Genomic DNA, 24432 nt, shown 5'->3' with positions numbered 1-24432 from the left:
TGTACGTCCGCTGAGGGTGCCGGGAAGCTCCTCGACGTCCGGTTCGCCGGTCCGCCAGGTCCCGCGTGCGGTTCACCGGCCGGCCAGTTCGTCGGCGTCGAGCAGGGCGGCGTCGACCCGGCCCGACCGGTACGCCGCCCGCCCGATCATCTGCGCGGCGACCGGCGCGGTGGTCAGTTGGAAGACCGCGACCAGCCCGATCATCCCCAGGTCCGCCGGCGTACGCAGGCGCAGCGCCACCCCGACGAGCAGCAGCAGCACGCCGAGGACCTGCGGTTTGGTGGCGGCGTGCATCCGGTCCAGCACGTCCGGGAAGCGCAGCACGCCGATCCCGGCGGCGAGCCCGAGCAGCGCCCCGGCCAACAGGAAGGCCGCGCCGAACCAGTCGGCGACGGCGGCCATCAGGCGACCTCGCGGACGGCGAAGCGCACCAGGGAGACCGAACCGACGAAGCCGAGCAGCGAGAGCACCACGAGGATGGGCAGCGTGGTGGCGTGCCGGTTGACCGCCGCCTCCACGGCCACCGCCGCCAGCATGGTGGAGAGCAGCAGGTCGGCGGCGACGACCCGGTCGAGCAGCGACGGTCCGCGATAGATGCGGGCCAGGGCGAGCAGCGCGGTGACCGAGATCAGCACGGTCAGCGCGCCGGCGAGAAGCGTGGTCACGGGTTGGTCCTCCGGTCGTCGGGTTCGGCGGTGAGCTGGCGTACTTCCTGCGGGGAGCCGACGGCGCGGACGATGCGCCGCTCGACGGCGAGGACCCGCTCCCGGCTGTCGGTCAGGTCCTCCGGGCTACGGACGTCGAGGACGTGCACGTAGAGCGCGCCGCGGTCACGGTCCACCTCGAGAATCAGGGTGCCCGGGACCAGGGAGATCAGCTCGGCGGTGAGCGCCAGGTTGAGGTCGGTGCGGATCCGCAGCGGCACCGCGATGATCGCGCCGCGCGGCCGGTAGCCGGGGCGGACCGCGATGGCGGCGACGTGGACACTGGCGCTGACCAACTCGCCGACGAAGGTGACCGCGAGGACCAACAGCGCCCCGGGGCGGAGCCGGCCGCCGAAGGTGACCGGCGGGAGCGGGAAGAACAGCAGCACCGCCCCGCCGACGAGGATCCCGCCGAGCAGGTTTCCCCAGGACAGGTCCCCCCACAGCAGCAGCCAGATCGCCACCAGCCAGCCGAGCGTGACGGCCTGGTCGCGGCGCCGCCCGCCGCGCCCGATGGCGGGCGCGGCCGGGCCGTTGTCGGCCGGCGGCGGTCCGTCCGCCGCGCGCCCGTCGTCGGCCGGCGGGCCCGGGGGCGGGGCGCCGGTCACCGGACGCCCGCGGGCAGCACGGCCCGGACGTACGGGGTGCGTTGCCGCAGGTCGCCGGCGGCGTCCGCGGTGACCCGGAACAGCGGCCCGGCGGCCAGGGTCAGCGCCACGCCGAGTGCCACCAGGGCGGCGGTCGCACCGACCATCAGCGCGGGCAGCCGGACGGCCGGGGCGGCGGTGGCCAGCTGGGGTGCCCGCCAGAACGCGATGTTCCACACCCGGGAGGCGGCGTAGAGGGTGAGCAGACTGGTCACCGTTCCCGCGGCGACCAGCACCCCGGGCAGCACCCCGCCGGCCGCCACCCCGGCCTGGAGCAGGCCGAGCTTGCCGAGGAAGCCGGAGAACGGCGGGATGCCGGCCAGGTTCATCGCCGGGACGAAGAAGAGCACGGCGAGCAGCGGGGCCATCCGGGCCAGTCCGCCCAGCCGGCGCAGGTCGGTGCTGCCGGCCCGCTCCTCGACCAGGCCGGCGACCAGGAAGAGGGTGGTCTGGATGGTGATGTGGTGCACCACGTAGAAGATCGCTCCGGAGAGCCCGGCGACGGTGCTCAGCGCCACCCCGTAGATCATGTAGCCGATGTGGCTGACCAGGGTGAAGGAGAAGAGCCGCTTCAGGTCGGACTGGGCGACCGCGCCGAGGACGCCGACCACCATGGTCAGCCCGGCCACGACCATGAGCAGGCCGGAGACCTGACCGCCGGGGAAGAGCAGGGTCTCGGTGCGGATGATCGCGTACACGCCGACCTTGGTGAGCAGGCCGGCGAAGACCGCGGTGACCGGGGCCGGCGCCGTCGGGTAGCTGTCCGGCAGCCAGGCCGAGACCGGGAACACCGCCGCCTTGATGGCGAACGCGAGCAGCAGCATGAGCTGCAACACCAGGCGTACGCCGGCCGGCAGGTCGTCCAGCCGCCCGGCGAGCTGGGCCATGTTGAGGGTGCCGGTGGCCGCGTACACCAGTCCCACCGCGGCCAGGAAGATCATCGAGGAGAGGACGCTGACCACCACGTACGTCGCGCCGGTCCGGATCCGGGTCTCGGTGCCACCGAGGGTGATCAGCACGAAGCTGGCGGCCAGCAGAATCTCGAAGCCGACGAAGAGGTTGAACAGGTCCCCGGCGAGGAACGCGTTGGTCACGCCAGCGGTGAGCACCAGGTAGGTCGGGTGGTAGATGTTCACCGGGGCCGCCTCCGTGGTCTCCCCGCGCCCCTGACCGATCGAGTAGAGCAGCACGCAGAGGGTCACCGCCGAGGAGACCACCAGCATCAGCGCGGCCAACTGGTCGGCGACCAGCACGATGCCGACCGGCGGAGGCCAGCCACCCACCCGGACCACCACCGGCCCGTGCCGGTACGCCTCGACGAGCAGCACCACCGCGACCGCCAGGGTGGTGACGAGGCCGAGCACGCTCACCGTCCGCTGCCAGCGGGGCCGGTTGGCCAGGATCAGGGTGAGCGCGGCACCGAGCAGCGGCACCACCACCGGCAGCGGGACCAGGGCCGGGGTCATAGTTGTTCCCCCCGGCGGCGCAGCCGGCGCAGCGCCGGCCCCGGGTCCACCTGCTCCGGGTCGTTGTTCGGCCCCTCGCCGCCGCGATCCGCGGTGGACACCTCGTTGCGTTCGGCGAGCCGGACGATCTGCCGGTCCTCCAGGTCGTCCTGCACCTCGTCGTCGCCGCTGAGGTACCAGCTCCGGTAGGCGACCGCGAGCAGGAACGCGGTCAGCCCGAACGTGATCACCACGGCGGTGAGCACCATGGCCTGCGCCAGGGCGTCGCTCATCTGCCCGGTCGGCCCGGTGCCGACCAGGGGCGGGCCGCCGGACCGGCCACCGAGCAGGATCAGCAGGTTCACCCCGTTGCCGACCAGGATGACGCCGAGCAGGATCCGGGTCAGGCTCCGCTCCAGCAGCAGCGTGACGCCGGCCGCCACGAGCGCCCCGACGGCGATCACCAGGACCAGCGTCGGCCCCGTCCCGACATTTGTCATGGCCGGTCCCCCTCCCGCTGGACCACGAGCCCCGAGGCGGACTCGCCGGCGGACTCGATGTGCCGGTCCACCTCGGCGCCGAGGCTGCGCAGGATGTCCAGCACCAGGCCGACCACGATCAGGTAGACGCCGATGTCGAAGAAGAGCGACGTGACCAGGTGGAGGTGGCCGACCACGGGGACCCAGAGGTTCACCTTGACGCTGTGCAGCACGGCGCCAGTGACCAGCAGCGAGAGCACGCCGCCGCCGACCGAGACGGCCAGCCCGGCGCCGAGCACGGTGCCGGCCCCCACCGGGGCGGCCTCGGCCAGCTCGTACCGGCCGCCGGCCAGGTAACGGAGGGCCAGCGCGAGGCTGGCGACCAGCCCGCCGGCGAAGCCACCGCCCGGGGCGTTGTGCCCGGAGAAGAGCAGGAACAGGGAGAACAGCACCACGGTGTGGAAGATCAGCCGGGTGACCACCTCGAAGACGATCGAGCGGCGGCGCTCGTGCAGGGTGGTCCCGCCGCGCAGCCAGACGGTGCGCCGGTCCCGACGGGGCGTGGACGGGCGTGGGCGGCGCGGTCGGGGCCCGGTGCGGGACCGCTCGAAGATCAGGCTGGCCACCCCGGTCGCGGTCACCACCAGCACCGAAATCTCGCCCATGGTGTCCCAGGCCCGGATGTCCACCAGGGTCACGTCCACCACGTTGCGGCCGTGGCCCTCGGTGACCGCCAGGTGCGGGTAGGCCAGCGAGATCGACGGCGCCCGCCGTGCGCCGGCCGCGGCGAGGGCGAGGCCGGCCATCACCAGCCCGGCGGCCAGCCCGATGCCGCGGCGTACCCAGCGGCTGCGGCGCAGCGGGCGGGCCGAGAAGTGGGGCGGCAGGCGCCGCAGGACCAGCACGAAGACCGCGATGGTGGCGGTCTCCACCAGGAACTGGGTGAGCGCCAGGTCGGGCGCGCCGTAGAGGACGAACATCATCGCCGTGCCGTAGCCGGTGACGCCGACCAGCAGCATCGCGGTGAGCCGGCGCCGGGCGCCGAGCGCGAGCACCGCCGCCACCGCGATCACCGCGCAGACCACGAGCTGGGCCGGGCTGGCCCAGCCGGCGATGTCGTTCCGCCAGGGCCGGGTGACCAGCATCGCCGTGCCGGGCACCAGCACCAGGGCGAGCAGCACGATGCCGAGGTACTGCGGCAGGGAGCCGCGCTGGGTGAGGCTGGTGACCTCGATGGCGATCCGGTCGAACCAGTGGGTGATCCACTCGTACCCCTGGTTGCCGCCGACCGGGAAGCGCAGCCGCCGCAGCGCGGACGCCAGCCGGCCGCGGACCAGGTGCAGCACCACGCCGCCGCCGATGGCGGCGGCGGAGAGGCCCAGCGCGACGGTCGGTCCGTGCCAGAGCGCCAGGTGCTCCCCCACCGGGCCGAAGAGCGCCGCGTACGGATGGAGCAGGCCACCGATCCAGCCGGCCGCCGGACCCGCGGCGAGCCCGGCCACGGCGAGCAGGGCCGGTGGTACGAGCATCGCGGCCGGGGGCCGCTCCAGTTCGGTGTCGGCCAGGCCGGGCCGGGTAGCGAAGGCCCCCCAGAGGAAGCGGATGCTGTACGCGACGGTCAGCGCGATGCCCGCGACCAGCACGGCGAGCACCAGCGGCCGGTCGGTGAACGCGGCGAGGACGGCCTCCTTGGCGACGAAGCCGAGCAGCGGCGGTACGCCGGCCATCGAGGCGGCGGCCAGCCCGGCGATCCCGGCGAGCAGCGGCGCGTTGCGCCCCACCCCCGACAGTTCGCGCAGGTCCCGGCCGCCCGCGCTGTGGTCGAGGATGCCCACGACGAGGAACAGCCCCGCCTTGAACAGCGCGTGCGCCAGCAGCATCGCGGTGCCGGCCAGCGCTGTCTCGGGGGTGCCCGCGCCGAGCACCACGGTGAGCAGGCCGAGCTGGCTGACCGTCCCGTACGCCAGCAGCAGCTTGAGGTCGTCCTGCCGCAGCGCCGCCCAGCCCCCGGCGACCAGGGTGATCAGCCCGGCGACCACGGTGACCGGGCGCCACGGACCGGCCGGGGCGAGCGCCGGGCCGAGCAACCCGATCAGGAACACCCCGGCCTTCACCATCGCCGCCGCGTGCAGGTAGGCGCTGACCGGCGTGGGCGCCGCCATCGCCACCGGCAGCCAGGAGCTGAACGGGAACACGGCGGCCTTGGCGAGCGCCCCGGCGAGGACGAGCAGGACGGCCGTGACCAGGTACCCGCCGCCGGGCAGCGGCACGGACGTGATCAGTGACCAGCGGTAGCCGCCGGCGTGCCGGCCGAGCAGCAGGAAGCCGACCAGCATGGCCAGCCCGCCCAGCGTGGTGACGATCAGCGCCTGGGCGGCCGCCAGGCGGCTGGACCGCCGCTCGGTGCTGTGCCCGATCAGCAGGTAGGAGAAGACCGTGGTGAGTTCCCAGAAGACGTAGAGCAGCAACAGGTCGTCGGAGACGACCAGGCCGACCATCGCTCCGGCGAAGGCGACCATGACGGCCGCGAACCGGGCCAGGCCCGCCGAGCCGGCGTGGAAGTAGCGGGCGGAGTAGACCAGCACCAGTGCGCCGACGCCGCCGACCAGCAGCAGCATGAGCCAGGACAGGGTGGTGACCCGCAGCGCCACGTCGAGCTGGAGCTGCGCGATCCACGGGTACGTCTCGACCACCGCGCCGCCGTGGCGTACCACCCCGGTGTGCGCGACGGCCCAGCCGAAGGCGGCGGCCGGGGCGAGGGCGAGGGCGTAGCAGGCGCGTGGGCCCCACCACCGGACCAGCAGTGGCGCGAGCAGGGCCGCCACCAGGTGCAGGATCAGCAGGACGAGCACGCGGACTCCCGGTCGAGTAACAGCGCACGCCGGCACGCTGCGGCCACGACCGATCAGACGTCACAGCGGCACCCACTCGGGCGGTTTTCGGGAAAACCACCCACCCCAACCGGTCCATCCGGCCCACCCGACGCGGCCCCCGTCTGGTTGATCAAGAGGCTTGCGTCCGGATCCGGGGCAGGGGCGACGCGAGCTTCTTGATCAACGACCGCCCCCGTTCGAGCGCTGCTCGCCGCCGGCTGAGCCCCACCGTTGGGTGGGCCGGGCGGTGGGTGGGGGTGGACGGGGCGGTCAGCGGAGGGCGGGGTCGCCGGCGGGAACCGCCGGCGACCGGGCCGGGCGGTCCCGGCGGGTCTCCACCAGCAGGTCCGGGCGGCCGAGCTGGCGGACCGCCTTGTTGACCACCCGCTGCGCGGCGGCCAGGGAGCGCACCGGCAGCAGCTTGCCGCGGCTCTCGCGGCGAAGGACGAAGTAGTGCACGGCGGCGCGGACCAGGGCCCGGTCGGCGGCGCTGGAGTGGGCGGTGGCGACGACCAGCTCACGCAGGCACCGGGCGAGCTCCTCGGCGAGCTCCAACTCGGGGCCGTGCAGCCCGGCGCGGAGCGCGGCGAGGTGGCCGTCGACCTTGCGGATCAGCACGTCGGTCCCGGGCCCGGAGTCTCGCTCCTCGACGGTCATCCAAGCCCTCCACCCCACGCTGCGTTGCGAGTGAAGTTACTTTATGTTGCGCGGCGCGAGCAAGCAGTTAAGTAAGACTTAACGCATGCAACGCCGCATCCGCCGCGTAAGCGGCTGAGCCGGACAGAACAGCGCTCGCCACGGGCCGAATGTCACATCGGCGAGGCAGGATGGGAGCGTGGCGGACGAGGTGACCGGCGGGGACGCGTCGGTGCTGGCGGATTTCGGCGCGGCGACCCGGGAGTGGTTCACCGCCGCCTTCGCGCGGCCCACCGCCGCCCAGGCCGGCGCCTGGCGGTCGGTCGCGGCCGGGCGCAACGCCCTGGTCGTCGCCCCGACCGGCTCCGGCAAGACCCTGGCCGCGTTCCTCTGGTCACTGGACCGGCTGGCCAAGGAGCCGCTGCCGGCCGAGCCCCGGCAGCGCTGCCGGGTGCTCTACGTCAGCCCGCTCAAGGCGCTCGCCGTCGACGTGGAACGCAACCTGCGCGCCCCGCTGGCCGGCATCCGGCAGGCCGCCACCCGGCTCGGTCTCGCCCCGCCGGAGATCACCGTCGGCATGCGCACCGGCGACACGCCGGCCGACGAGCGCCGGTCCTTCGCGCGTACCCCGCCGGACATCCTGATCACCACGCCGGAGTCGCTGTTCCTGCTGCTCACCTCCGCCGCCCGGGACTCGCTGCGCGGCGTACGGACGGTCATCGTCGACGAGGTGCACGCGGTGGCCGGCACCAAGCGCGGCGCTCACCTGGCGCTCTCCCTGGAACGCCTCGACGCGCTGCTGGAGGCGCCGGCACAGCGGATCGGCCTGTCCGCCACCGTCCGGCCGGTCGACGGCTGCGCCCACTTCCTCGGCGGGGCCCGCCCGGTCGACGTGGTGCAGCCGGCCAGCAGCAAGACCATCGAGGTCAGCGTGCAGGTGCCGGTGGAGGACCTGACCCGCCTCGACGAGCAGGAGCCGCCGGAGGACGATCTCGGCGGCCCCGGCCCGCGCCGGCCGTCGATCTGGCCGGCCGTCGAGGAACGCGTCTTCTCGTTGGTCCGGTCGCACCGGTCGACCATCGTCTTCACCAACTCCCGGCGCAGCGCCGAACGGCTCTGCGCCCGCCTCAACGAGCTGGCCGCCGAGGAGCTGGCGGCGGCGAACGCCCCGGGCGGCGGCCACGTGGCGCAGGGCGGCCGGCCGGTGGGCGTACCCGATCGGCCAGGGTGGGACGACGGCCCGGCAGCCGCCGACGGCGGTCCGCGGCGCGGGCCGCTGCGCGCGCCCCGGCAACCGGCCGAGGTGATGGCGCAGTCGGGGGCGGCGGCCGGGGCGCCACCGGTGATCGCCCGGGCCCACCACGGCAGCGTCTCCCGCGAGGAGCGCAAGCAGATCGAGGAGGCGCTCAAGTCCGGGCAGCTCCCCGCCGTGGTCGCCACCTCCAGCCTGGAGCTCGGCATCGACATGGGCGCGGTCGATCTGGTGGTGCAGATCGAGGCCCCGCCGAGCGTCGCCGCCGGCCTGCAACGGGTCGGCCGGGCCGGGCACCAGGTGGGCGCGGTCTCCCGGGGCGTGGTCTTCCCGAAGCACCGCGGCGACCTGCTCTCCTGCACGGTGGTCGCCGAACGGATGGCCGAGGGCGCGATCGAGGAACTGCACTACCCGCGCAACCCGCTGGACGTGCTGGCCCAGCAGATCGTGGCGATGGTGGCCCTGGAGCCGTGGCGGCTCGGCGACCTGGCCGTGCTGGTCCGCCGGGCGGCCCCCTTCGCCGAGCTGCCCGACTCGGCGCTGCACGCCGTGCTCGACATGCTCTCCGGGCGCTACCCGTCGACCGCCTTCGCCGAGCTGCGGCCCCGGCTGGTCTGGGACCGGGCCACCGACGTGCTCACCGGCCGGCCCGGCGCCCAGCGGCTCGCGGTGACCAGCGGCGGCACCATCCCCGACCGGGGGCTGTTCGGGGTCTTCCTGGCCGGCGCCGAACGGGCCGCCCGGGTCGGCGAGCTGGACGAGGAGATGGTCTACGAGTCCCGGGTCGGCGACGTCTTCCTGCTCGGCTCGTCGTCCTGGCGGATCGAGGAGATCACCCCCGACCGGGTGCTGGTCTCCCCCGCCCCCGGGCAGGCCGCCCGGATGCCTTTCTGGAAGGGCGACCAGCTCGGCCGCCCGGTCGAGCTGGGCCGGGCGATCGGCGCCCGGGTCCGGGCGCTGCTGCGGCAGAGCGACTCCGACGCCGTCGCCGCGCTGCGCGCGGGCGGGCTGGACGACTGGGCCGCCGGCAACCTGATGGCGTACCTGCGGGAGCAGAAGGAGGCCACCCGGGCGCTGCCCGACGACCGGACAGTGGTGGTCGAGCGGTTCCGCGACGAGCTCGGCGACTGGCGGCTGGCCGTGCACTCGGTGCTCGGCGCCCGGGTCAACGGCCCCTGGGCGCTCGCCATCGGCCGCCGGCTCGCCGAGCGGTACGGGGTGGACGCCCAGGTGATGCCCGCCGACGACGGCATCGTGGTGCGGCTGCCGGACACCGCCGACGAGCCGCCCGGCGCCGACGTGGTGGTCTTCGAGCCCGACGAGATCGCCCAGCTCGTCGAGGAGTCCGTCGGCACCTCGGCGCTCTTCGCCGCCCGCTTCCGCGAGTGCGCGGCCCGGTCGCTGCTGCTGCCCCGCCGCGACCCGCGCCGCCGGCAGCCGCTCTGGCAGCAGCGCCAGCGGGCCGCCCAGCTGCTCGACGTCGCCCGGGAGTACGCCGACTTCCCGGTCACCCTGGAGGCCGCCCGGGAGTGCCTGCAGGACGTCTTCGACCAGCCGGCGCTCGCCGAGTTGATGCGCGACCTGGCGGCCCGCAAGGTACGCCTGGTCGAGGTGGCGTCCGAGCGCCCGTCGCCGTTCGCCCGCTCGCTGCTCTTCGGGTACGTCGGCGCGTTCCTCTACGAGGGCGACGCGCCGCTCGCCGAACGCCGGGCCGCCGCCCTCGCCCTCGACTCCGGGCTCCTCGGCGAGCTGCTCGGCCGGGTCGACCTGCGGGAGCTGCTCGACCCGGCGGTGCTCGCCGAGACCGAGCGGCAGCTGCGCTGGCGCACCGAGCAGCGCCGCCCCCGCGACGCCGAGGACGTGGTGGAGCTGCTCCGGGTGGTCGGCGACCTGAGCGACGCCGAGCTGGCCGAGCGGGGCGTACCCGCCGGTTGGCTGGACGAGCTGGCGGCGGCCCGGCGGGTGCTGCGGGTCCGGATCGCCGGCGAGGAACGCTGGGTGGGCGTGGAGGACGCGGCCCGGCTGCGGGACGCGCTCGGCGTGGCACTGCCGGTCGGGGTGGCCGAGGCGTACCTGGCGCCGGTGGCCGACCCGCTCGGTGACCTGGTCGCCCGGTACGCGAAGACCCACGGCCCGTTCGCGGCGGCTACCTGCGCCGCCCGGTTCGGGCTCGGGGTGTTCGTGGTCGAGCAGGCGCTGCGCCGGCTCGCCGCCACCGGGCGGGTGGTCTCCGGCGAGTTCGCCCCGGACAGCGTCGGCAGCCAGTGGTGCGACGCCGAGGTGCTGCGGCTGCTGCGCCGGCGGTCCCTCGCGGCGCTGCGGCGCGAGATCGAGCCGGTGCCGCCGCGTGCCCTCGCCGCGTTCCTGCCCCGCTGGCAGCAGGTCGGTTCGTCGGCCCGGGGCGTGGAGGCGGTGGCCGCCACCGTGGAGCAGCTGCAGGGCGCCGCGGTGCCGGCGTCGGCGCTGGAACGGCTGGTGCTGCCCGCCCGGGTCGCCGACTACTCCCCCGCCCAGCTCGACCAGCTCTGCGCCAGCGGGGAGGTGGTGTGGGCCGGGTCCGGGGCGATCTCCGGCGGCGACGGCTGGATCACCCTGGTGTACGCGGATGCCGCGCCGCTGCTGCTCCCGCCGCCGGACGAGGCGCTGACCCGCACCCCGCTGCACGAGGCGGTGCTGGGCGCGCTCGCCGACGGGCAGGCGCTCTTCTTCCGTTCCCTGTCCGACCGGATCGGCTCGACCGACGACGCCGCGCTGGCGGCGGCGATCTGGGATCTGGTCTGGGCGGGGCACCTCACCAACGACACGCTAGCCCCGCTACGGGCGGTGCTCGGCGGGGGCGGCGCGCACCGGTCGCGGCCGTCCGCGCCGCGCACCCGCTACCGCCGGCCGGGCCGGGTGGCGCTGCCCAGCCGCGGCGGCCCGCCCACCGTCGCCGGCCGCTGGTCCCGGCTGCCCGATCGCGACCTCGATCCGACCCGCCGGGCCGCCGCCCTCGCCGACCTGCTGCTGGAACGGCACGGCGTGGTCACCCGGGGCGCGGTCATGGCCGAGCAGGTCACCGGCGGCTTCGCCGCGGTCTACCCGGTGCTGTCCGCGCTAGAGGAACGCGGCGCCGCGCGCCGGGGCTACTTCGTGGAAGGGCTGGGCGCGGCCCAGTTCGCGGTGCCCGGGGCAGTGGATCGGATCCGCGCCCTGGCCGACCCGGCCGACGGCGCTCGTGGCCCGGGCGGGCCGACCCTGGTGCTCGCCGCCACCGACCCGGCAAACCCGTACGGCGCGGCGCTGCCGTGGCCGGATCGGGTGGTCGACTCCGGCGACGGCACGACGCCGGCCACCGGGCACCGGGCCGGACGCAAGGCCGGCGCGCTGGTCGTGCTGGTCGGCGGGGAACCGGTGCTCTACGTGGAGCGGGGCGGGCGGACCCTGCTGTCGTTCACCGACGACGTCGACCTGCTCGCCGCGGCGGGCAAGGGGCTCGCCGACGCGGTGCACTCCGGCGCCCTCGGCGCCATCTCGGTGGAGCGTGCCGACGGCGAGGCGGTGCACTCCTCGCCGCTGCGCGACGCGCTGACCGCCGCCGGTTTCCGAGCCACCCCGCGCGGCCTGCGCCTGCGCGGCTGACCGGTCACCACCAACGACAGCCTGTCGGCGCTGCGGTGACCGGCGTTCGATCTCGGCCGCACGGACGCGCGAACGGCGCCGCGCCCCCGGGGTGGTCCCGGGGGCGCGGCAGCGGACAGCCGGCCGTCAGTTGGCCCGGATCAGCTGACCCACCAGGCCGTGCTGCTCGTCGTCCGGCCCCGAGCTGAACCAGAGGGTTCCCTCGCCGCCGGTCTGCTCGGTCCCCGGCAGCAGCGCCCAGAGACCGTCGATCGTGATGACGTCGCCGTCGTCGTCCCGCAGCAGACCCTCGAACTCGTTCCCGTCGAACACGTTGATCTTGCCGTCGCCGAAGTTGCCCACCAGCAGGTCACCGGCGAACCGGCCGAAGCTCTTCGGCGCGATGGCCATGCCCCATGGCGCGTTGAGCGTCCCCCTGCTGGCGACCCGGCACACGCGCCGACCGAAGTCGGTGAAGAGGTCCACGAAGCCGAGCCCCACACCGGGCACGTCGTCGTGGGCCGCCGCGTCCTGCTTGGCGTAGCTGACGTAGACCGCCTCCCCGACCGCGAACACGTTGAACGGCGCGAAGCCCTCCGGCAGCTCCCGGTCCTGGAACCGGCGGTCCGAAAGGTCGACCTTGTCGAAGTCCTCGTCGAACACGTCGATCCGCGCGTTGTGGAAGTCGGCGGCGAGCAGGAAGTTGCCGGAGTCGGTATGCAGCAGGGTCGCTCCCTTGTAGACCGCACCCTCCTCACCGTGGGCGACGGCGACGCCATTGGCGCCCGCCTTCTGGTTCCACGCGATGACGTCGCCGCTCTCGGTGACGAAGATGAACCTGGCGGGCGCGTTGCCACCCCCGTCCGGCACCGCGAAGCCGTCCGTGTCGTTGAACACCGCGCCGGTCGGCCCACCGGGCACGCTGACCGTGATGTTGACCTTGTTGACGGGCGCGCCGTCCACCCCGCCGCTGTAGACGGTGGCCGTGTCGGTGCCGTTGTTGGCCACCCACAACGGCGTGTCCGGCCCGAGGGCCAGGCCCCAGGTGTTGACCGCGTTCGGATCCACGAGCGGTGGTCTTCGGGAATCCTGCTTCAGCGCCTGGTCCGAGACCTGGTTGATCACGTCGAACTCGGGCGTCCGGTGCCTCTCATGGCCGCCGTCGTGGGCCCACGCCGGGCTGCCGACGGCGGTGGCCGCGGCCACCGCCCCGGCGGTCACCAGCCGTGCCATCTTCGTCGCCATGCTGCTCCTCTCGATCGAGTGACAGGGACCAGCGGCCGCGAGAAGGGTCGGGTGACGTCGCGGGCGCAGGCGTGGGCGTCAACGGCTCGGCGCGTGGGAAATTCGTGGAGCCCTCGGCCGTACCGAGTCTCGGACACCCATAGCGACCCTTCCACCCCGATCGGGTGGGCATCGACAGTTTGGCGAAACATTGTCACATTCCACCCGATAGGGGCGGCGCCAGCCGTTCGGCTGCCACCGGCCCGCCGGATAGCCTTCCCCGCATGTCCCGGACCACCTGGATCTCGCTGACCACCGACTACGGTCTCGCCGACGGGTTCGTGGCGGCGTGTCACGGCGTCCTCGCCCGGCTCGCCCCGGCCGCCCGGGTGATCGACGTGACCCACCTGGTGCCACCGGCGGACGTCCGCCGGGGCGCGGCGGTGCTCTCGCAGACCGTGCCGCACCTGCCCGAGGGGGTGCACGTGGCGGTGGTCGACCCCGGCGTCGGCACCGCACGCCGGGCGATCGGCCTGGCCACCCCGAACGGGCTGCTCGTCGGGCCGGACAACGGCCTGTTGCTCGACGCCGCCGCGGCGCTCGGCGGAATCGCCGCCGCGGTCGAGCTGGCCAACCCGGCGTGGCTGGCTCCCGCGGTCTCCCGCACCTTCCACGGCCGGGACGTCTTCGCGCCGGTCGCCGCCCGCCTCGCGCTCGGCGCACCGCTCGCCGAGGCCGGCCCGGCGCTGGACCCGGCGACGCTGGTCCGGCTGCCCGCACCGGTGCTCCACCGCACCGCCGACGGGTTCGCCGCCGAGGTGCTCACCGTGGACCACTTCGGCAACGTCCAGCTCGCCGCCCCGGCCGACCTCCTCGACGGGCTGCCGGACCGGGTCCGGGTGACCGGCCGGGCCGATCGACCACGCCAGCTCGGCGCGCCTGACACCGCGCCACTACGACAGCCTCAGCTCGGCGCGCCTGACACCGCGCCGCGACCTGAGGCCGTCGCCGAGGCCGTCACGGGGGCCCTCGCGGTGCGCGGGCTCACCTTCGCCGACGCCCCGGTCGAGGAGCTGGTGGTGTACCCGGACTCCGCCGGGCTGGTCGCCGTCGCGGTCAACACCGGCCGGGCGGTCGACCGGCTCGGCGTACGCCCCGGGGACGTGGTGACGGTGACCCGCGGCTGAGCCCCTGTCCGGCCCGTGTGCGGCCCGGGCCGGCGAGGGAGGATGGTGAGGTGCCCGAAGGTGACACCGTCTGGAACACCGCCCGCGTGCTCCAGCGCGCCCTGGCCGGCACCCGGCTCACCGGCTCCGACTTCCGGGTGCCGCAGCTCGCCGTAACCGACCTGACCGGCTGGACCGTCCGGGAGTCGGCCAGCCGGGGCAAGCATCTGCTGCTCCGGCTCACCGCTCCCGACGGGCACCCCGACGGCGGGCGGGACTGGACCCTGCACTCGCACCTGCGGATGGACGGCGCCTGGCGGGCGTACGCCCCGGGCGAGCGGTGGGCAGCCCGGCCGGCGCACCTGATCCGGGCGGTGCTCCGCTCCCCCGGCGCGGTCGCCGTCGGCTACCACCTGCACGAGCTGGCGCTCATCCCGACCGCAGCGGAGGAGTCGCTGGTCGGCCACCTGGGGCCGGACCTGCTCGGCCCGGACTGGGACCCGGACGAGGCGGTCCGCCGGCTGGTCGCCCACCCGGACGAGAGCATCGGCGAGGCGCTGCTGGACCAGCGCAACCTGGCCGGGGTGGGCAACCTCTACAAGTGTGAGGTGCTCTTCCTGCGCGGGGTCTCGCCGTGGACCCCGGTCGGGGCGGTGCCCGACCTGGCCGGCACGGTCGCCCTCGCGCAGCGGTTGCTCGCCGCGAACCGGGGGCGCTGGACGCAGAGCACCACCGGCTCGCTGCACCGGGGGCAGACCAGCTACGTGTACGGCCGGCGGGCCCAGCCCTGCCGGCGCTGCGGCACCGCCATCCGCAAGGCGGAGCAGGGCGAGCGGGTCACCTACTGGTGCCCGGCCTGCCAGCCGGACCGACCCTGACCTCCGCGCCACGACCCCGAGGGCCGGGCTCGGAACAGGCGGGTGGAGATCCGCTTCGGCCGGCAACACTGGCGGCCGGCCCGTGGAACTTCCACGAACCGGCAAGATCGCCCGAGATTGGGACGATTGGGTACTTCCCTCACCGGCTTCGGCGTCGCATGCTGCGGTTGACTGCTCACCCATCGTCAGCAGCGCGTACGCCCCGCCACGCCGCGGTGGCGGCGGGCGCGCCCCGATCCCGGGGAGAGCCATGGCCCTGTTCCGCAGATTCCGGCCGGGCTGGGCGGACCGTGCCGTCCGGGCCGTCGAGGACAATACGCCGACCGTGCCCGCCGCCCGGCTCGCCGAGGAGGCGACCGGGCCGGCGCCGGCCAGCCTCGACCCGGCCGCCGTGCCCCGCTGCTTCGGCCCGGTGCCGAACTTCGCCGGCAGCCCGCTGTCGACCCTCGACCCGGCCGGCCGGCCGGTACCCGGAACGGGCATCCGCAAGTTCGTCGACGCGCTGCCGGTGCCCGCGTTCGACAACTCCAGCTCGGCGCGTCTGACGCCGCGCCGCGACCTGGAGCAGTCGTTCGACAACTCCGGCTCGGCTGGCGGCCCTAATTCGGCCTCCGCGCCGCCAGGCGGCACTCCGGACCGAATGAAGGCCGGTCTGGCGCCGCGCAGCGATCTGAAGCCGTCGCTGGAGCCGTCACCGGCCACCGCCGGGCTGGATGCCCGGCTGCCGGTGGCGGTGCCGGACACCATCAGCTGGCCCGGCTGCGACTACTACGAGATTGGGCTCCAGGAGTACGCGCAACGCCTGCACCGCGACCTGCCCGCCACCCGGCTGCGCGGCTACCGCCAGCTCAACCTGGGCACCGACCCGTCCGGGCACAACACGGTCAGCCCGCCGGACCGGCCCTGGCACCTCGGGCCGCTGATCCTGGCCCGCCGTGGCCGGCCGGTGCGGATCAAGTTCATCAACCAACTCCCGACCGGGCGGGCCGGTGAGCTCTTCCTGCCGGTCGACGAGACCGTGGACGGGGCCGGGACCGGGCCGCGGGACGGGCCGGCGCCGTACCCGCAGAACCGGGCGGTGCCGCACCTGGCCGGCGCGCAGACCGCCTGGATCAGCGCGGGCAACCCGTGGCAGTGGGTCACCCCTGCCGGCGAGATCACCCCGTACCCGACCGGGGTGGGGGTCGTCCCGGTGCCGGACATGCCGCCGCCGGGCGCCGGGGCCACCACGCTCTACTTCCCGAACGAGCAGAGCGGGCGGCTGATGTGGCTGCACGACAACACGCTCGGCCTGTCCCGGCTCACCGTCTACTCCGGGCAGCTCGCCCCCTACCTGCTCACCGATCCGGCCGAGGAGCGGCTGGTCGACGAGGGGGTGCTCCCCGCCGAGCAGCTGCCGCTGATGATCCAGGACAAGACGTTCGTACCGGACGACGCGCAGCTCGCCGACCAGGACCCGACCTGGGACCGGGACCGTTGGGGCGCCAAGGGCAGCCTCTGGCACCCGCACGTCTACCAGCCACGGCAGAACCCCTATCGCCGCACCGGCAGCAACCCCACGGGCCGCTGGGACTACGGGCCGTGGACACACGACCCGGACGGCAGCGGCAGCCCGTGGGTCGCCCCGGTGCCGAACCCGCACCACGACCCGGTCGCCGAACCGGAGGAACCGCCGCTGGCACCGGGTGTGCCGCACCCGTCGGCCGTCCCCGAGGCGTACGGGGACACCCCGCTGGTGAACGGGGTGGCCTACCCGTACCTGGTGGTGGCGCCGCGGGCGTACCGGTTCCGGATCCTCAACGCCTGCGCGGACCGCAGCCTCCACCTCCAGCTCTACCGGGCGTGCTCGGACGAGCCGATGTGGACCGAGGACGGCGACCTGGCCGAGCCGGAGGCCGGGGAGGTGCCGATGGTCGAGGCGGTCCACGCGGCCGGGCGGCCGGCGTACTGGCCCACCGATGGGCGCGACGGCGGGGTGCCGGACCCGCGCGCCGCCGGCCCGGACCTGATCCAGGTCGGCAACGAGTGCGGCCTGCTGCCCGCCCCGGTGGTGCTGGTGAACCAGCCGATCGGCTACCGCTACGACCGCCAGGACCCGACCGTGCTCAACGTGGACGGGCACACCCTGCTGCTCGCCCCCGGCGAGCGGGCCGACGTGGTGGTGGACTTCTCCGCCGTCCCCCCGGGCAGCACACTGATCCTCTACAACGACTGCCCGGCCCCGCTGCCCCGGTTCGACCCCCGGTACGACCACCACACCGACGCCCCGGACCGCACCGCGATCGGCGGCCTCCCCGCCGCCCAGCCCGGCTACGGGCCGAACACCCGGACCCTGCTCCAGTTCCGGGTGGCGGGCATCCCGGCGCCACCGTACGACCTGGCCCGACTGGCCGCCCGCCTGCCCGGCGCGTACGCGGAGAGCCAGCAGCCGCCGATCGTGCCGCAGCCGGCGTACGACGCCGCCTTCGGCACGCTGACGCCTCGGGAGACGCTGGTGCCTGCACGGACCACCTCGGTGACCTTCACCCCGGTGGGCGCGGTCACTCCGGTGACTCTGCCGTTGGCGGTGAAGTCGGTCGGGCAGGTGTTCGAGCCCCGGCACGGCCGGGCGGTGGGTCGCCTCGGCGTGGGCCACCCGCACGCCGGCCCGCTGGCCCCGGCCACCCTGCCGCTCGGGCCGGTCGACCCGGCCACCGAGGTGCTGTACGCGACCGACCCCACCGTGCCGGTGGGCGCCCCGGCCGATGGCACCCAGTTGTGGCGGATCGTCGGGGACGCCCCCGGTACCCAGCCGGTGCACGTCGAGGGCTGCGACCTGCAACTGGTCAACCGGGTCGGCTGGGACGGCACGCTGCGCCCGCCCGAGCCCAACGAGCTGGGCTGGAAGGAGACCGTCCGGGTCAACCCCCGGGAGGACGTGATCGTGGCGCTGCGCCCGGTCCTGCCCGGCCTGCCGTTCAAGATCGGCGACAGCGTACGGCTGCTCGACCCCACCCGGCCGGCCGGCGTCCGCCTCGACGGCAGCCCGGTCAGTCCGATCGACGGGCGGCCCGCCACCGTGGTCAACCAGCTGGTCAACCTGGGCTGGGAGTATCGCTGGCAGACCCGGTCGGCGGGGCTACGCGACCAGGGCATGAGCCGGCCCCTGGTGGTGCGGGTCGCCCCCAAGGCGCCGACCGGGCTGACCGCCACCCCGGCGCCCGGGTCGGCCACCGTGCTGCCGGCCATCGCGCTCGCCTGGACGGGCAACGGCAGCCGCCCGCCGGCCACCAGTCACCTGCTGCAGCGGGCCACCGACACCACGTTCACCGCCGGGCTCACCGAGATCACCGTGGCGGCCAGCGCCACCCGGTACACCGACGCGACGGTGACGCCCGGGGTCACCTACCACTACCGGATCCGGGCGGAGAACGCGGTCAGCTGCTCGGCCTGGTCGAACAGCGTCCCGGCGTCGGTGCAGCTCACCTCGCCGGCGAAGCTGACCGCGGCGGTGCCGCCGGCCGCACCGCTGCGGGTCGCGTTGCGCTGGGCCAACCGCTCCTTCGCCACCGGGGTGGACGTGCAGCGGGCCACCAACCCGACGTTCACCAGCGGGCCGGGCACCACCGCCATCGCGGTCGGCGACGCCCATCTCGACGCAGCGGCCGCCCCGGACACCACGTACTACTACCGGGTACGCACCACCTACCTGGGTGCCGCCTCACCCTGGTCCACGGTGGCGACGGTGACCACCCCGCCCCGGCCCGGAGTGCCGACCGGGGTGTGCGCCACCGCGACCGCACCTGCCCCGGACACCGCCACGGTGATCCTGAGTTGGTCCGCCAGCACGCCCACCGGGCCCGGGTCCGGCTTCGTGGTGCAGCGCGCGATAGACCCCGGATTCACCCGCGAACTGTCCGCCTTCAGCGTCACCGGCCGGGGGTTCACCAACACCGGGCTGGCCCGCGGCGTCACCTACCACTACCGGATCAGGTCGTTCAACGTCGTCGGCACGTCCGCCTGGACCGGCCCCATCCCCATCACCACTCCCGACTGACCACCCGCTGCGTTGATCAAGAGGCTTACGTCAGGACTTCGCGCGGTCCGGACGCACCTTCTTGATCAACACAGGTCGGTCAGGGAGTGGGGAGCGGGGGGTGGGCGGTGCGGAGTTCGGCCAGGGCCGAGGCCACGCCGTGCAGCAGGTCGGTCGCCTCGGTGAGGCGGGCGGCGGCCGGGTGCTCGGTGCTGGGCCGGGCGTCCTCGGCAACGTAGCCGGCGGCGGCCACCACCAGCCGCTCGTACGCGGCGACCCCGCTCTCGAGCTGGGCGGCCAGGGTGCCGTGCGCTGCGGCGAGCGACCCCTGGGCCTCGGCCGGGGCGAGCTTGAGGGCCCGTTCCACGCTGGCCACCCGGTTGGCCAGGTCGCGCAGGGAGCGGTCGGCCTCGGCGGCCTCCTGGACCGCCGGCTCGGCCAGCCCGGTCAGCCGCCCGGTCATCCCGGCCAGGGTCAGTGCCGCCCGGTCCAGCCGGGCCCACGCCCTGGCCGCGGAGGTGCCGCGTAGCGCCAGGCGGGAGCGGACCCGGCGTACCTCGGACAGGACGCCCGGGCCGACGGGCAGCCGCTCGACGGCGGCGACCAGCCGGGCGCGGGAGCGGGCAGCGGCCTCGGCCGGGTCGAGGGCCGGCGGTGCCGGCACGGCGGCCAGCGCGCGGAGGTCGGCCCAGCGCCAGGCGGCGACGGCGATGGCGCTGCCCGCGGCACCGGCCCAGACGGCGTCCGGCAGGCCGATCCCGGCGTACGGGGTCAGCACCGCCGCCGCACCGCCGAGCCCGCCGGCCAGGACGCTCCACCGTCGGGCGGAGCGCCGCAACCGGCGCAGCCGGCGGAAGTGTCGGTTCCGCTCGTCGGCCATCGGTCTCCCCCGCCTCTCAGCCGGTGGTGCTCTCCCCGGCGCCCTGCTCGCGGCTCATGCTGGCCCGGATCTGGTCCAGCCGGGCGGCCGCGGCCGGGTCGGCGGCCGGCGCGGCCGCTGGCTGCCCGACCGCCGGGGACTCCTGGCGGCCGGTGAGCCGCTCGCCGGTCATGCTCGACCGGATCTGCTCCAGTCTCGCCGTCCCGGCGGAGTCGAGCGTGGCCTTCTGGATCTCCAGCATCCGGCCCTCGACGGAGTTGCCGGCCAGCTCGGCCCGGCCCATCGCGGTGGCGTACCTGCGCTCGATCCGGTCCCGGACCTCGTCCAGGGAGGGGGTGGTGCCGGGCGCGGTGAGCGCGGACATGGACTCCAGCGAGCGGGCCACGCTCTCCTGCATCTTGGCCTGTTCGAGCTGGCTGAGCAGCTTGGTCCGCTCGGCCAGCTTCTGCTGGAGGATCATCGAGTTGTTCTCGACGGCCTTGCGGGCCTGCGCGGCTGCACCGAGCGCCTGGTCGTGCAGCGTCTTGAGGTCCTCGGCGGCCTGCTCGGCGGAGACCAACTGGGTGGCGAGCAGCTGCGCGGACTGCTCGTACCGCCCCGCCTCGGTCTCGTCGCCCCGGGCCCGGGCCTGGTCGGCCAGGACCAGGGCCTGCCGGGCGTTGGCCTGGAACTGCTCGACCTCGGACATCTGCCGGGACAGCTTCATCTCGAGCTGGCGCTGGTTGCCGATCACCGCAGCCGCCTGCTGGACCAGCGCCTGGTGCTGCCGCTGGGCCTCCTCGATGGCCTGCTGGATCTGCACCTTCGGGTCGGCGTGCTCGTCGATCTTCGAGCCGAAGAGCGCCATCAGGTATTTCCAACCCTTGACGAACGGGTTCGCCATCTCCGCGTTGTCCCCTCAGTAACGTCGCGCCGCCACGCCGGCCGGGCGGGTCGACCGGCGGGCCGCGCGGTGAGCCTCCATCGTCCCAGCCCGACGCCAGCGCGGCACCTGTACGACCCTGATCAACAGTACGCGGCGTCCGCCACCGGCGGCCATGGCGCGACGGAGCGGATCAGGCGGCGCAGACCACGTCCCGGTCCGCGGGGCGGACCCGGGTGCTGCGCAGCGTCGCCTTGAGCGGCGAGTCCTGGCGGACCTGGACGGCGACCGACCCGTCGGAGGCGACCTGGCGGACGCTCCGGTTGGTCGCCTTGCGGACGGCGGGCGGGGCGACCGGGGTCGACTCGACCGGCTCGTCGGCCACCGGCACCAGCACGCCCGGCAGCTGCTCGGCCAGGGCGACCGTGTCGCTGACCTCGCGGAGCAGCTCGGACAGGCGGGCGCCGAGCGCGTCGCAGATCGCGGCCAGCAGCTCGCTGGAGGCTTCCTTCTGGCCGCGTTCGATCTCGGAGAGGTAACCGAGGCTCACGTTGGCGGCGGAGGAGACCTCGCGGAGGGTGCGGTGCTGCCCCTGCCGGCGCGCCCGCAGTGCGTCACCGATCACCCGGCGTAGCAGGACCATCGCACCTCCCCCTGACGGGACCACCATCTCCGGCCCGTCGTGCCGCGCCGGACGCGGTGGACCGCCCCGGCGCCGACGTCGTTCGTCGGAGCCTTCCCGCAACCGTACCCGTTAGCCGCCCCGGCGACATCCCGCCCCGCCCCATCAATCGCCGAGCCCGCCGCGCGGGCCGGTCGGGCGGCCCTCGGCCGGGCGGTGGGCGTCCGGCTCACCGACGACCCACCCCGGCCCGGTCGGCGGCATCCGTCGGACCCGCATCGGCCTCCCGCTCGGTGGCGGCGTGCAGCCGGTCGGCGAGCAATCGCAGCGCCTCGATCACCGCGGCCGACCGGATGTGCGCGCGGCCCCCGTCGAGGTCGAGCTGGCGTACCTGGGTGTCGCCGGGCCCGGCGACCGCGACGTACACCAGGCCGACCGGCTTGCCGTCCTGCGGTTCCGGCCCGGCCACCCCGGTGGTGGCCAGCCCCCAGTCGGCACCGCAGCGGCGCCGCCCGCCCTCGGCGAGCGCCACGGCCACGTCCGGATCGACCGGTCCCCGCTCCGCCAGCAGGTCCTCGGGTACGCCCGCCAGCTGCGCCTTCAGCTCGGTGGCGTAGACCACCAGCCCGCCCCGGTACGTCCCGCTCACCCCGGCGATCTCCACGATCGAGGCGGAGAGCAGGCCGCCGGTGAGGGACTCGACGGTGGCCAACGTCTCGTGCCGCTCCAACAGGCTGTGCACCACCCCGGCCGCTGGACTGCCGACGGGGCGTTCCCCCCGCGCATCCCGATCATCCATGCCCCAGTCCCTTCCCTCCCCACCTCGGCCTACTCATCCTCCCCACCGATCCGTCGATCACGGGGTCATCGCCATGACACGCCGGTCCAGGGGGCAACGAACTCATGATCGCCCGACCCGGGCGAGGGGTGGGGCGGGCGCGGTCAGGGGATGGGGCGGCGGCGGAGCCGGAGGGCCTGGGCGATGTAGTCGAAGCCGGTCAGCACGGTGACGACGACCGCGGCACCCATGATCCACGGGCCGACGACGGCCAGCGGCTCCGGCATCGGCCAGAGGTACCAGGTGATGGCGAGAATCTGGAGCGCTGTCTTGATCTTGCCGCCCCGACTGGCCGCGATCACCCCGCGCCGGATCACCCAGAAGCGCAGCGCGGTGATGCCCAACTCCCGGACCAGGATCACCACGGTGACCCACCAGGGCAGCCGGTCGTACCAGGAGAGCAGCACCAGGGCGGCGCCGGTGAGCGCCTTGTCGGCGATCGGGTCGGCGACCTTGCCGAGCGAGGTCACCAGCGCGAACCGGCGGGCGATCCAGCCGTCCACGAGGTCCGTCGCCGAGGCGACCACGAAGATCAGGCAGGCCGCCATCCGCCAGCCCGCGTCCGTGAAGTCGGAGGCGACCACCGAGGCGGCGAAGACCGGCACCAGCACCAGCCGCACCGCGGTCAGCACGTTCGCCGCGTTGAGCAGGGGCACCCGACCCACGGTCGGGTCCGCCCCGGTCATCGCCGTGCCCCGCTCCGCCCGCCGTGGCGTACCTGGCACCGCACCACGTGGCTCCCCCGCTCCGTCCGGGCCCGTCGTCACCGTGCCGCGCCGGGCGCCGCCGAGATCATCTCATCCGGTACGGCGACCAGGTCGACACCCTCGGTCGCGGTGACCGTGGCCCGGACCAGGTCGCCGGGGCGCAGCGCGGCCAGGTCGACCCCGCCGCCCACCGGCGCGACCAGGGTGGTCGAGCCGTCCACCTCGGGTGCCTGATGCGCCGCCCGGCCCTCAACCACACCGTCGGCGACCGAGTCGACCAGCACCTCGACCGTCGAGCCGAGCCGCTCCTCGGCCCGCTGCGAGCAGAGCTCGTCGGCGAGCGCGCTGAGCTTGTCGTACCGCCGCTTGACGGTGGCGGCGGAGACCTTGCCGGGCAGGCCGGCGGCCTCGGTGCCGTCCTCGTCGCTGTAGTCGAACATGCCGATCGCGTCGAGTCGCGCGTCGGTCAGGAACCGGACCAGCTCGGCCACGTCCTGCCGGGTCTCGCCCGGGAAACCGACGATGAAGTTGCTCCGGGCGCCCGCCTCCGGGGCGAGCGCGCGGGCCGAGGCCAGCAGTTCCAGGAAGCGGTCGGTCGACCCGAAACGGCGCATCCGGCGCAGCACCGGCTCGCTGGAGTGCTGGAACGACAGGTCGAAGTACGGCGCCACGCCTGGCGTGGTGGCGATCACCTCGACCAGGCCGGGCCGGGTCTCGGCGGGCTGGAGGTAGCTGGCCCGCACCCGGACGATCCCGTCGATCGCGGCGAGCTGCGGCAGCAGCTTCTCCAACGCCCGGGGGTCGCCCAGGTCCTTGCCGTACGAGGTGGAGTTCTCGCTGACCAGCACCAACTCCCGGACGCCGGTCTTGGCCAGCCACTCCGCCTCGGCGAGCAGCTCGTCCGGGGTACGCGAGACGAACGCGCCGCGGAACGCCGGAATGGCGCAGAACGCGCAGCGGCGGTCGCAGCCGCTGGCCAGCTTGAGCGAGGCGACCGGCCCGGTGTCGAGCCGGTGCCGCAGCACCTGCCGGAGGTGGGCCGGGGTGTGCTCGTCGGTCGCCGCGAGAGCCCGGGTCGGGGTGCCGTGGCCGGGCAGCGACACCGCCGCGTCGCGCCGCTTGACCGGGGTGAGCGGCAGCAGCTCCCGCCGGTCACGAGGGGTGTGCGCGTCCAGCGCCTCGCCGGCCACGACCGCGTTCAACCGGGCGGAGATCTCCGGGTAGTCGTCGAAGCTGAGCACCGCCTGCGCCTCGGGCAGGCTGTCGGCCAGCTCGCGGCCGTACCGCTCGGCCATGCACCCGGCGGCCACCACCTTGGCGCCGGTGTCGGCGGCGGCGAGCAGCGTCTGGATCGAGTCCTGCTTGGCCTTCTCCACGAAGCCGCAGGTGTTGACGACCACCACGTCGGCGCCCTCGCCGTCGGTGGTCACCTGCCAGCCGTCGGCGTGCAGCCGCGCGGCCAACTCCTCCGAGTCGACCTCGTTACGGGCGCAGCCCAGGGTCAGCAGGGCGACGCGACGGCTGTTGGCAGGGGAGGTGGCAGACACCATCCGAGGGTACCGGGCCGGGTCGGGGGCCCCGCGACGGCGGGCCGTCGGCATCAG

Annotated in this window: 18 protein-coding genes; 4 read left to right on the top strand and 14 right to left on the bottom strand. The window is 74.8% G+C overall.

The features are described from left to right. Positions 1-72: 72 nt before the first annotated feature. From mnhG to A6A27_RS02290, 7 genes are all read right to left on the bottom strand, one after another. Complete coding sequence (mnhG, locus tag A6A27_RS02320) at positions 73-402, bottom strand: monovalent cation/H(+) antiporter subunit G (protein WP_073832630.1); 330 nt, start codon at positions 400-402, stop codon at positions 73-75. Then, entirely contained in the window at positions 402-665 is a 264-nt protein-coding gene (locus A6A27_RS02315; protein WP_073832629.1) for a monovalent cation/H+ antiporter complex subunit F, read from the bottom strand. Before A6A27_RS02315 ends, mnhG begins: the two co-directional genes overlap by 1 nt. After that, entirely contained in the window at positions 662-1312 is a 651-nt protein-coding gene (locus tag A6A27_RS02310) for a Na+/H+ antiporter subunit E (protein ID WP_083672373.1), read from the bottom strand. Before A6A27_RS02310 ends, A6A27_RS02315 begins: the two co-directional genes overlap by 4 nt. Further along, complete coding sequence (locus A6A27_RS02305; RefSeq protein WP_073832628.1) at positions 1309-2817, bottom strand: Na+/H+ antiporter subunit D; 1509 nt, start codon at positions 2815-2817, stop codon at positions 1309-1311. Before A6A27_RS02305 ends, A6A27_RS02310 begins: the two co-directional genes overlap by 4 nt. Continuing rightward, positions 2814-3296: a Na(+)/H(+) antiporter subunit C gene (locus A6A27_RS02300; RefSeq protein WP_073832627.1), complete on the bottom strand. Its 483-nt coding sequence runs from the start codon at positions 3294-3296 to the stop codon at positions 2814-2816. The genes A6A27_RS02305 and A6A27_RS02300 overlap by 4 nt, the downstream gene beginning before the upstream one ends. Further along, a complete protein-coding gene (locus A6A27_RS02295) occupies positions 3293-6127 on the bottom strand; it encodes a Na+/H+ antiporter subunit A (protein ID WP_073832626.1) in 2835 nt (944 codons plus the stop codon). Before A6A27_RS02295 ends, A6A27_RS02300 begins: the two co-directional genes overlap by 4 nt. A 291-nt stretch (positions 6128-6418) precedes the next feature. Next, complete coding sequence (locus A6A27_RS02290; protein ID WP_073832625.1) at positions 6419-6805, bottom strand: hypothetical protein; 387 nt, start codon at positions 6803-6805, stop codon at positions 6419-6421. A gap of 178 nt (positions 6806-6983) precedes the next feature. Between A6A27_RS02290 and A6A27_RS02285 the strand changes: the two genes are divergently transcribed. Then, positions 6984-11657 carry an Lhr family helicase gene (locus A6A27_RS02285; RefSeq protein WP_073832624.1) on the top strand — a complete coding sequence of 1558 codons (4674 nt, stop codon included), beginning with the start codon at positions 6984-6986 and terminating at the stop codon, positions 11655-11657. Positions 11658-11783: 126 nt separating this feature from the next. Here A6A27_RS02285 and A6A27_RS02280 read toward each other — a convergent pair whose 3' ends face one another. Further along, positions 11784-12881 (bottom strand): TIGR03118 family protein, encoded by a 1098-nt coding sequence (locus A6A27_RS02280; RefSeq protein WP_083672372.1) that lies wholly within the window; start codon positions 12879-12881, stop codon positions 11784-11786. A gap of 263 nt (positions 12882-13144) precedes the next feature. Here A6A27_RS02280 and A6A27_RS02275 point away from each other — a divergent pair, with 263 nt between their 5' ends. The 3 genes from A6A27_RS02275 to A6A27_RS02265 all read left to right on the top strand — a co-directional run bounded on the left by A6A27_RS02275 (position 13145) and on the right by A6A27_RS02265 (position 18940). After that, complete coding sequence (locus A6A27_RS02275) at positions 13145-14047, top strand: SAM hydrolase/SAM-dependent halogenase family protein (protein ID WP_073832622.1); 903 nt, start codon at positions 13145-13147, stop codon at positions 14045-14047. A gap of 50 nt (positions 14048-14097) precedes the next feature. Beyond that, positions 14098-14904, top strand: coding sequence for a DNA-formamidopyrimidine glycosylase family protein (locus A6A27_RS02270; RefSeq protein WP_073832621.1), 807 nt, complete (start codon positions 14098-14100; stop codon positions 14902-14904). A 250-nt stretch (positions 14905-15154) separates the two neighbouring features. Further along, complete coding sequence (locus A6A27_RS02265; protein ID WP_073832620.1) at positions 15155-18940, top strand: multicopper oxidase domain-containing protein; 3786 nt, start codon at positions 15155-15157, stop codon at positions 18938-18940. A 79-nt stretch (positions 18941-19019) separates the two neighbouring features. Here the strand turns inward: A6A27_RS02265 and pspM are convergent, their stop codons facing one another. From pspM to rimO, 6 genes are all read right to left on the bottom strand, one after another. Further along, positions 19020-19799, bottom strand: a complete 780-nt coding sequence (gene pspM, locus A6A27_RS02260) for a phage shock envelope stress response protein PspM (RefSeq protein ID WP_073832619.1) — start codon at positions 19797-19799, stop codon at positions 19020-19022. Between the two features lie 16 nt (positions 19800-19815). Next, entirely contained in the window at positions 19816-20682 is an 867-nt protein-coding gene (locus tag A6A27_RS02255; RefSeq protein ID WP_073832618.1) for a PspA/IM30 family protein, read from the bottom strand. Between the two features lie 172 nt (positions 20683-20854). Next, complete coding sequence (locus A6A27_RS02250; protein ID WP_073832617.1) at positions 20855-21304, bottom strand: helix-turn-helix domain-containing protein; 450 nt, start codon at positions 21302-21304, stop codon at positions 20855-20857. A gap of 208 nt (positions 21305-21512) precedes the next feature. Beyond that, positions 21513-22082, bottom strand: a complete 570-nt coding sequence (locus A6A27_RS02245) for a CinA family protein (protein ID WP_073832616.1) — start codon at positions 22080-22082, stop codon at positions 21513-21515. Positions 22083-22225: 143 nt separating this feature from the next. Further along, complete coding sequence (gene pgsA, locus A6A27_RS02240; RefSeq protein ID WP_073832615.1) at positions 22226-22807, bottom strand: CDP-diacylglycerol--glycerol-3-phosphate 3-phosphatidyltransferase; 582 nt, start codon at positions 22805-22807, stop codon at positions 22226-22228. A 77-nt stretch (positions 22808-22884) separates the two neighbouring features. Further along, entirely contained in the window at positions 22885-24378 is a 1494-nt protein-coding gene (gene rimO / locus A6A27_RS02235) for a 30S ribosomal protein S12 methylthiotransferase RimO (RefSeq protein ID WP_073832614.1), read from the bottom strand. Positions 24379-24432 lie beyond the last annotated feature (54 nt).

The sequence above is a fragment of the Micromonospora sp. CB01531 genome (genome assembly GCF_001905095.1).
Taxonomy (GTDB): Bacteria; Actinomycetota; Actinomycetes; order Mycobacteriales; family Micromonosporaceae; genus Micromonospora.
The sequence above is the reverse complement of the archived record's forward strand: the minus strand, read 5'-3'. Positions and strand labels throughout refer to the sequence as shown.

Bases quoted from the DNA above. Each gene is read 5' to 3' on its own strand.
- A6A27_RS02250 (WP_073832617.1), bottom strand. From the start codon at position 21,304: ATGGTCCTGCTACGCCGGGTGATCGGTGACGCACTGCGGGCGCGCCGG.
- A6A27_RS02275 (WP_073832622.1), top strand. From the start codon at position 13,145: ATGTCCCGGACCACCTGGATCTCGCTGACCACCGACTACGGTCTCGCC.
- pgsA (WP_073832615.1), bottom strand. From the start codon at position 22,807: ATGACCGGGGCGGACCCGACCGTGGGTCGGGTGCCCCTGCTCAACGCG.
- A6A27_RS02255 (WP_073832618.1), bottom strand. From the start codon at position 20,682: ATGGCGAACCCGTTCGTCAAGGGTTGGAAATACCTGATGGCGCTCTTC.
- A6A27_RS02280 (WP_083672372.1), bottom strand. From the start codon at position 12,881: ATGGCGACGAAGATGGCACGGCTGGTGACCGCCGGGGCGGTGGCCGCG.
- A6A27_RS02265 (WP_073832620.1), top strand. From the start codon at position 15,155: ATGGCCCTGTTCCGCAGATTCCGGCCGGGCTGGGCGGACCGTGCCGTC.
- A6A27_RS02245 (WP_073832616.1), bottom strand. From the start codon at position 22,082: ATGGATGATCGGGATGCGCGGGGGGAACGCCCCGTCGGCAGTCCAGCG.
- pspM (WP_073832619.1), bottom strand. From the start codon at position 19,799: ATGGCCGACGAGCGGAACCGACACTTCCGCCGGCTGCGCCGGTTGCGG.
- A6A27_RS02290 (WP_073832625.1), bottom strand. From the start codon at position 6,805: ATGACCGTCGAGGAGCGAGACTCCGGGCCCGGGACCGACGTGCTGATC.
- A6A27_RS02300 (WP_073832627.1), bottom strand. From the start codon at position 3,296: ATGACAAATGTCGGGACGGGGCCGACGCTGGTCCTGGTGATCGCCGTC.
- A6A27_RS02305 (WP_073832628.1), bottom strand. From the start codon at position 2,817: ATGACCCCGGCCCTGGTCCCGCTGCCGGTGGTGGTGCCGCTGCTCGGT.
- mnhG (WP_073832630.1), bottom strand. From the start codon at position 402: ATGGCCGCCGTCGCCGACTGGTTCGGCGCGGCCTTCCTGTTGGCCGGG.
- rimO (WP_073832614.1), bottom strand. From the start codon at position 24,378: ATGGTGTCTGCCACCTCCCCTGCCAACAGCCGTCGCGTCGCCCTGCTG.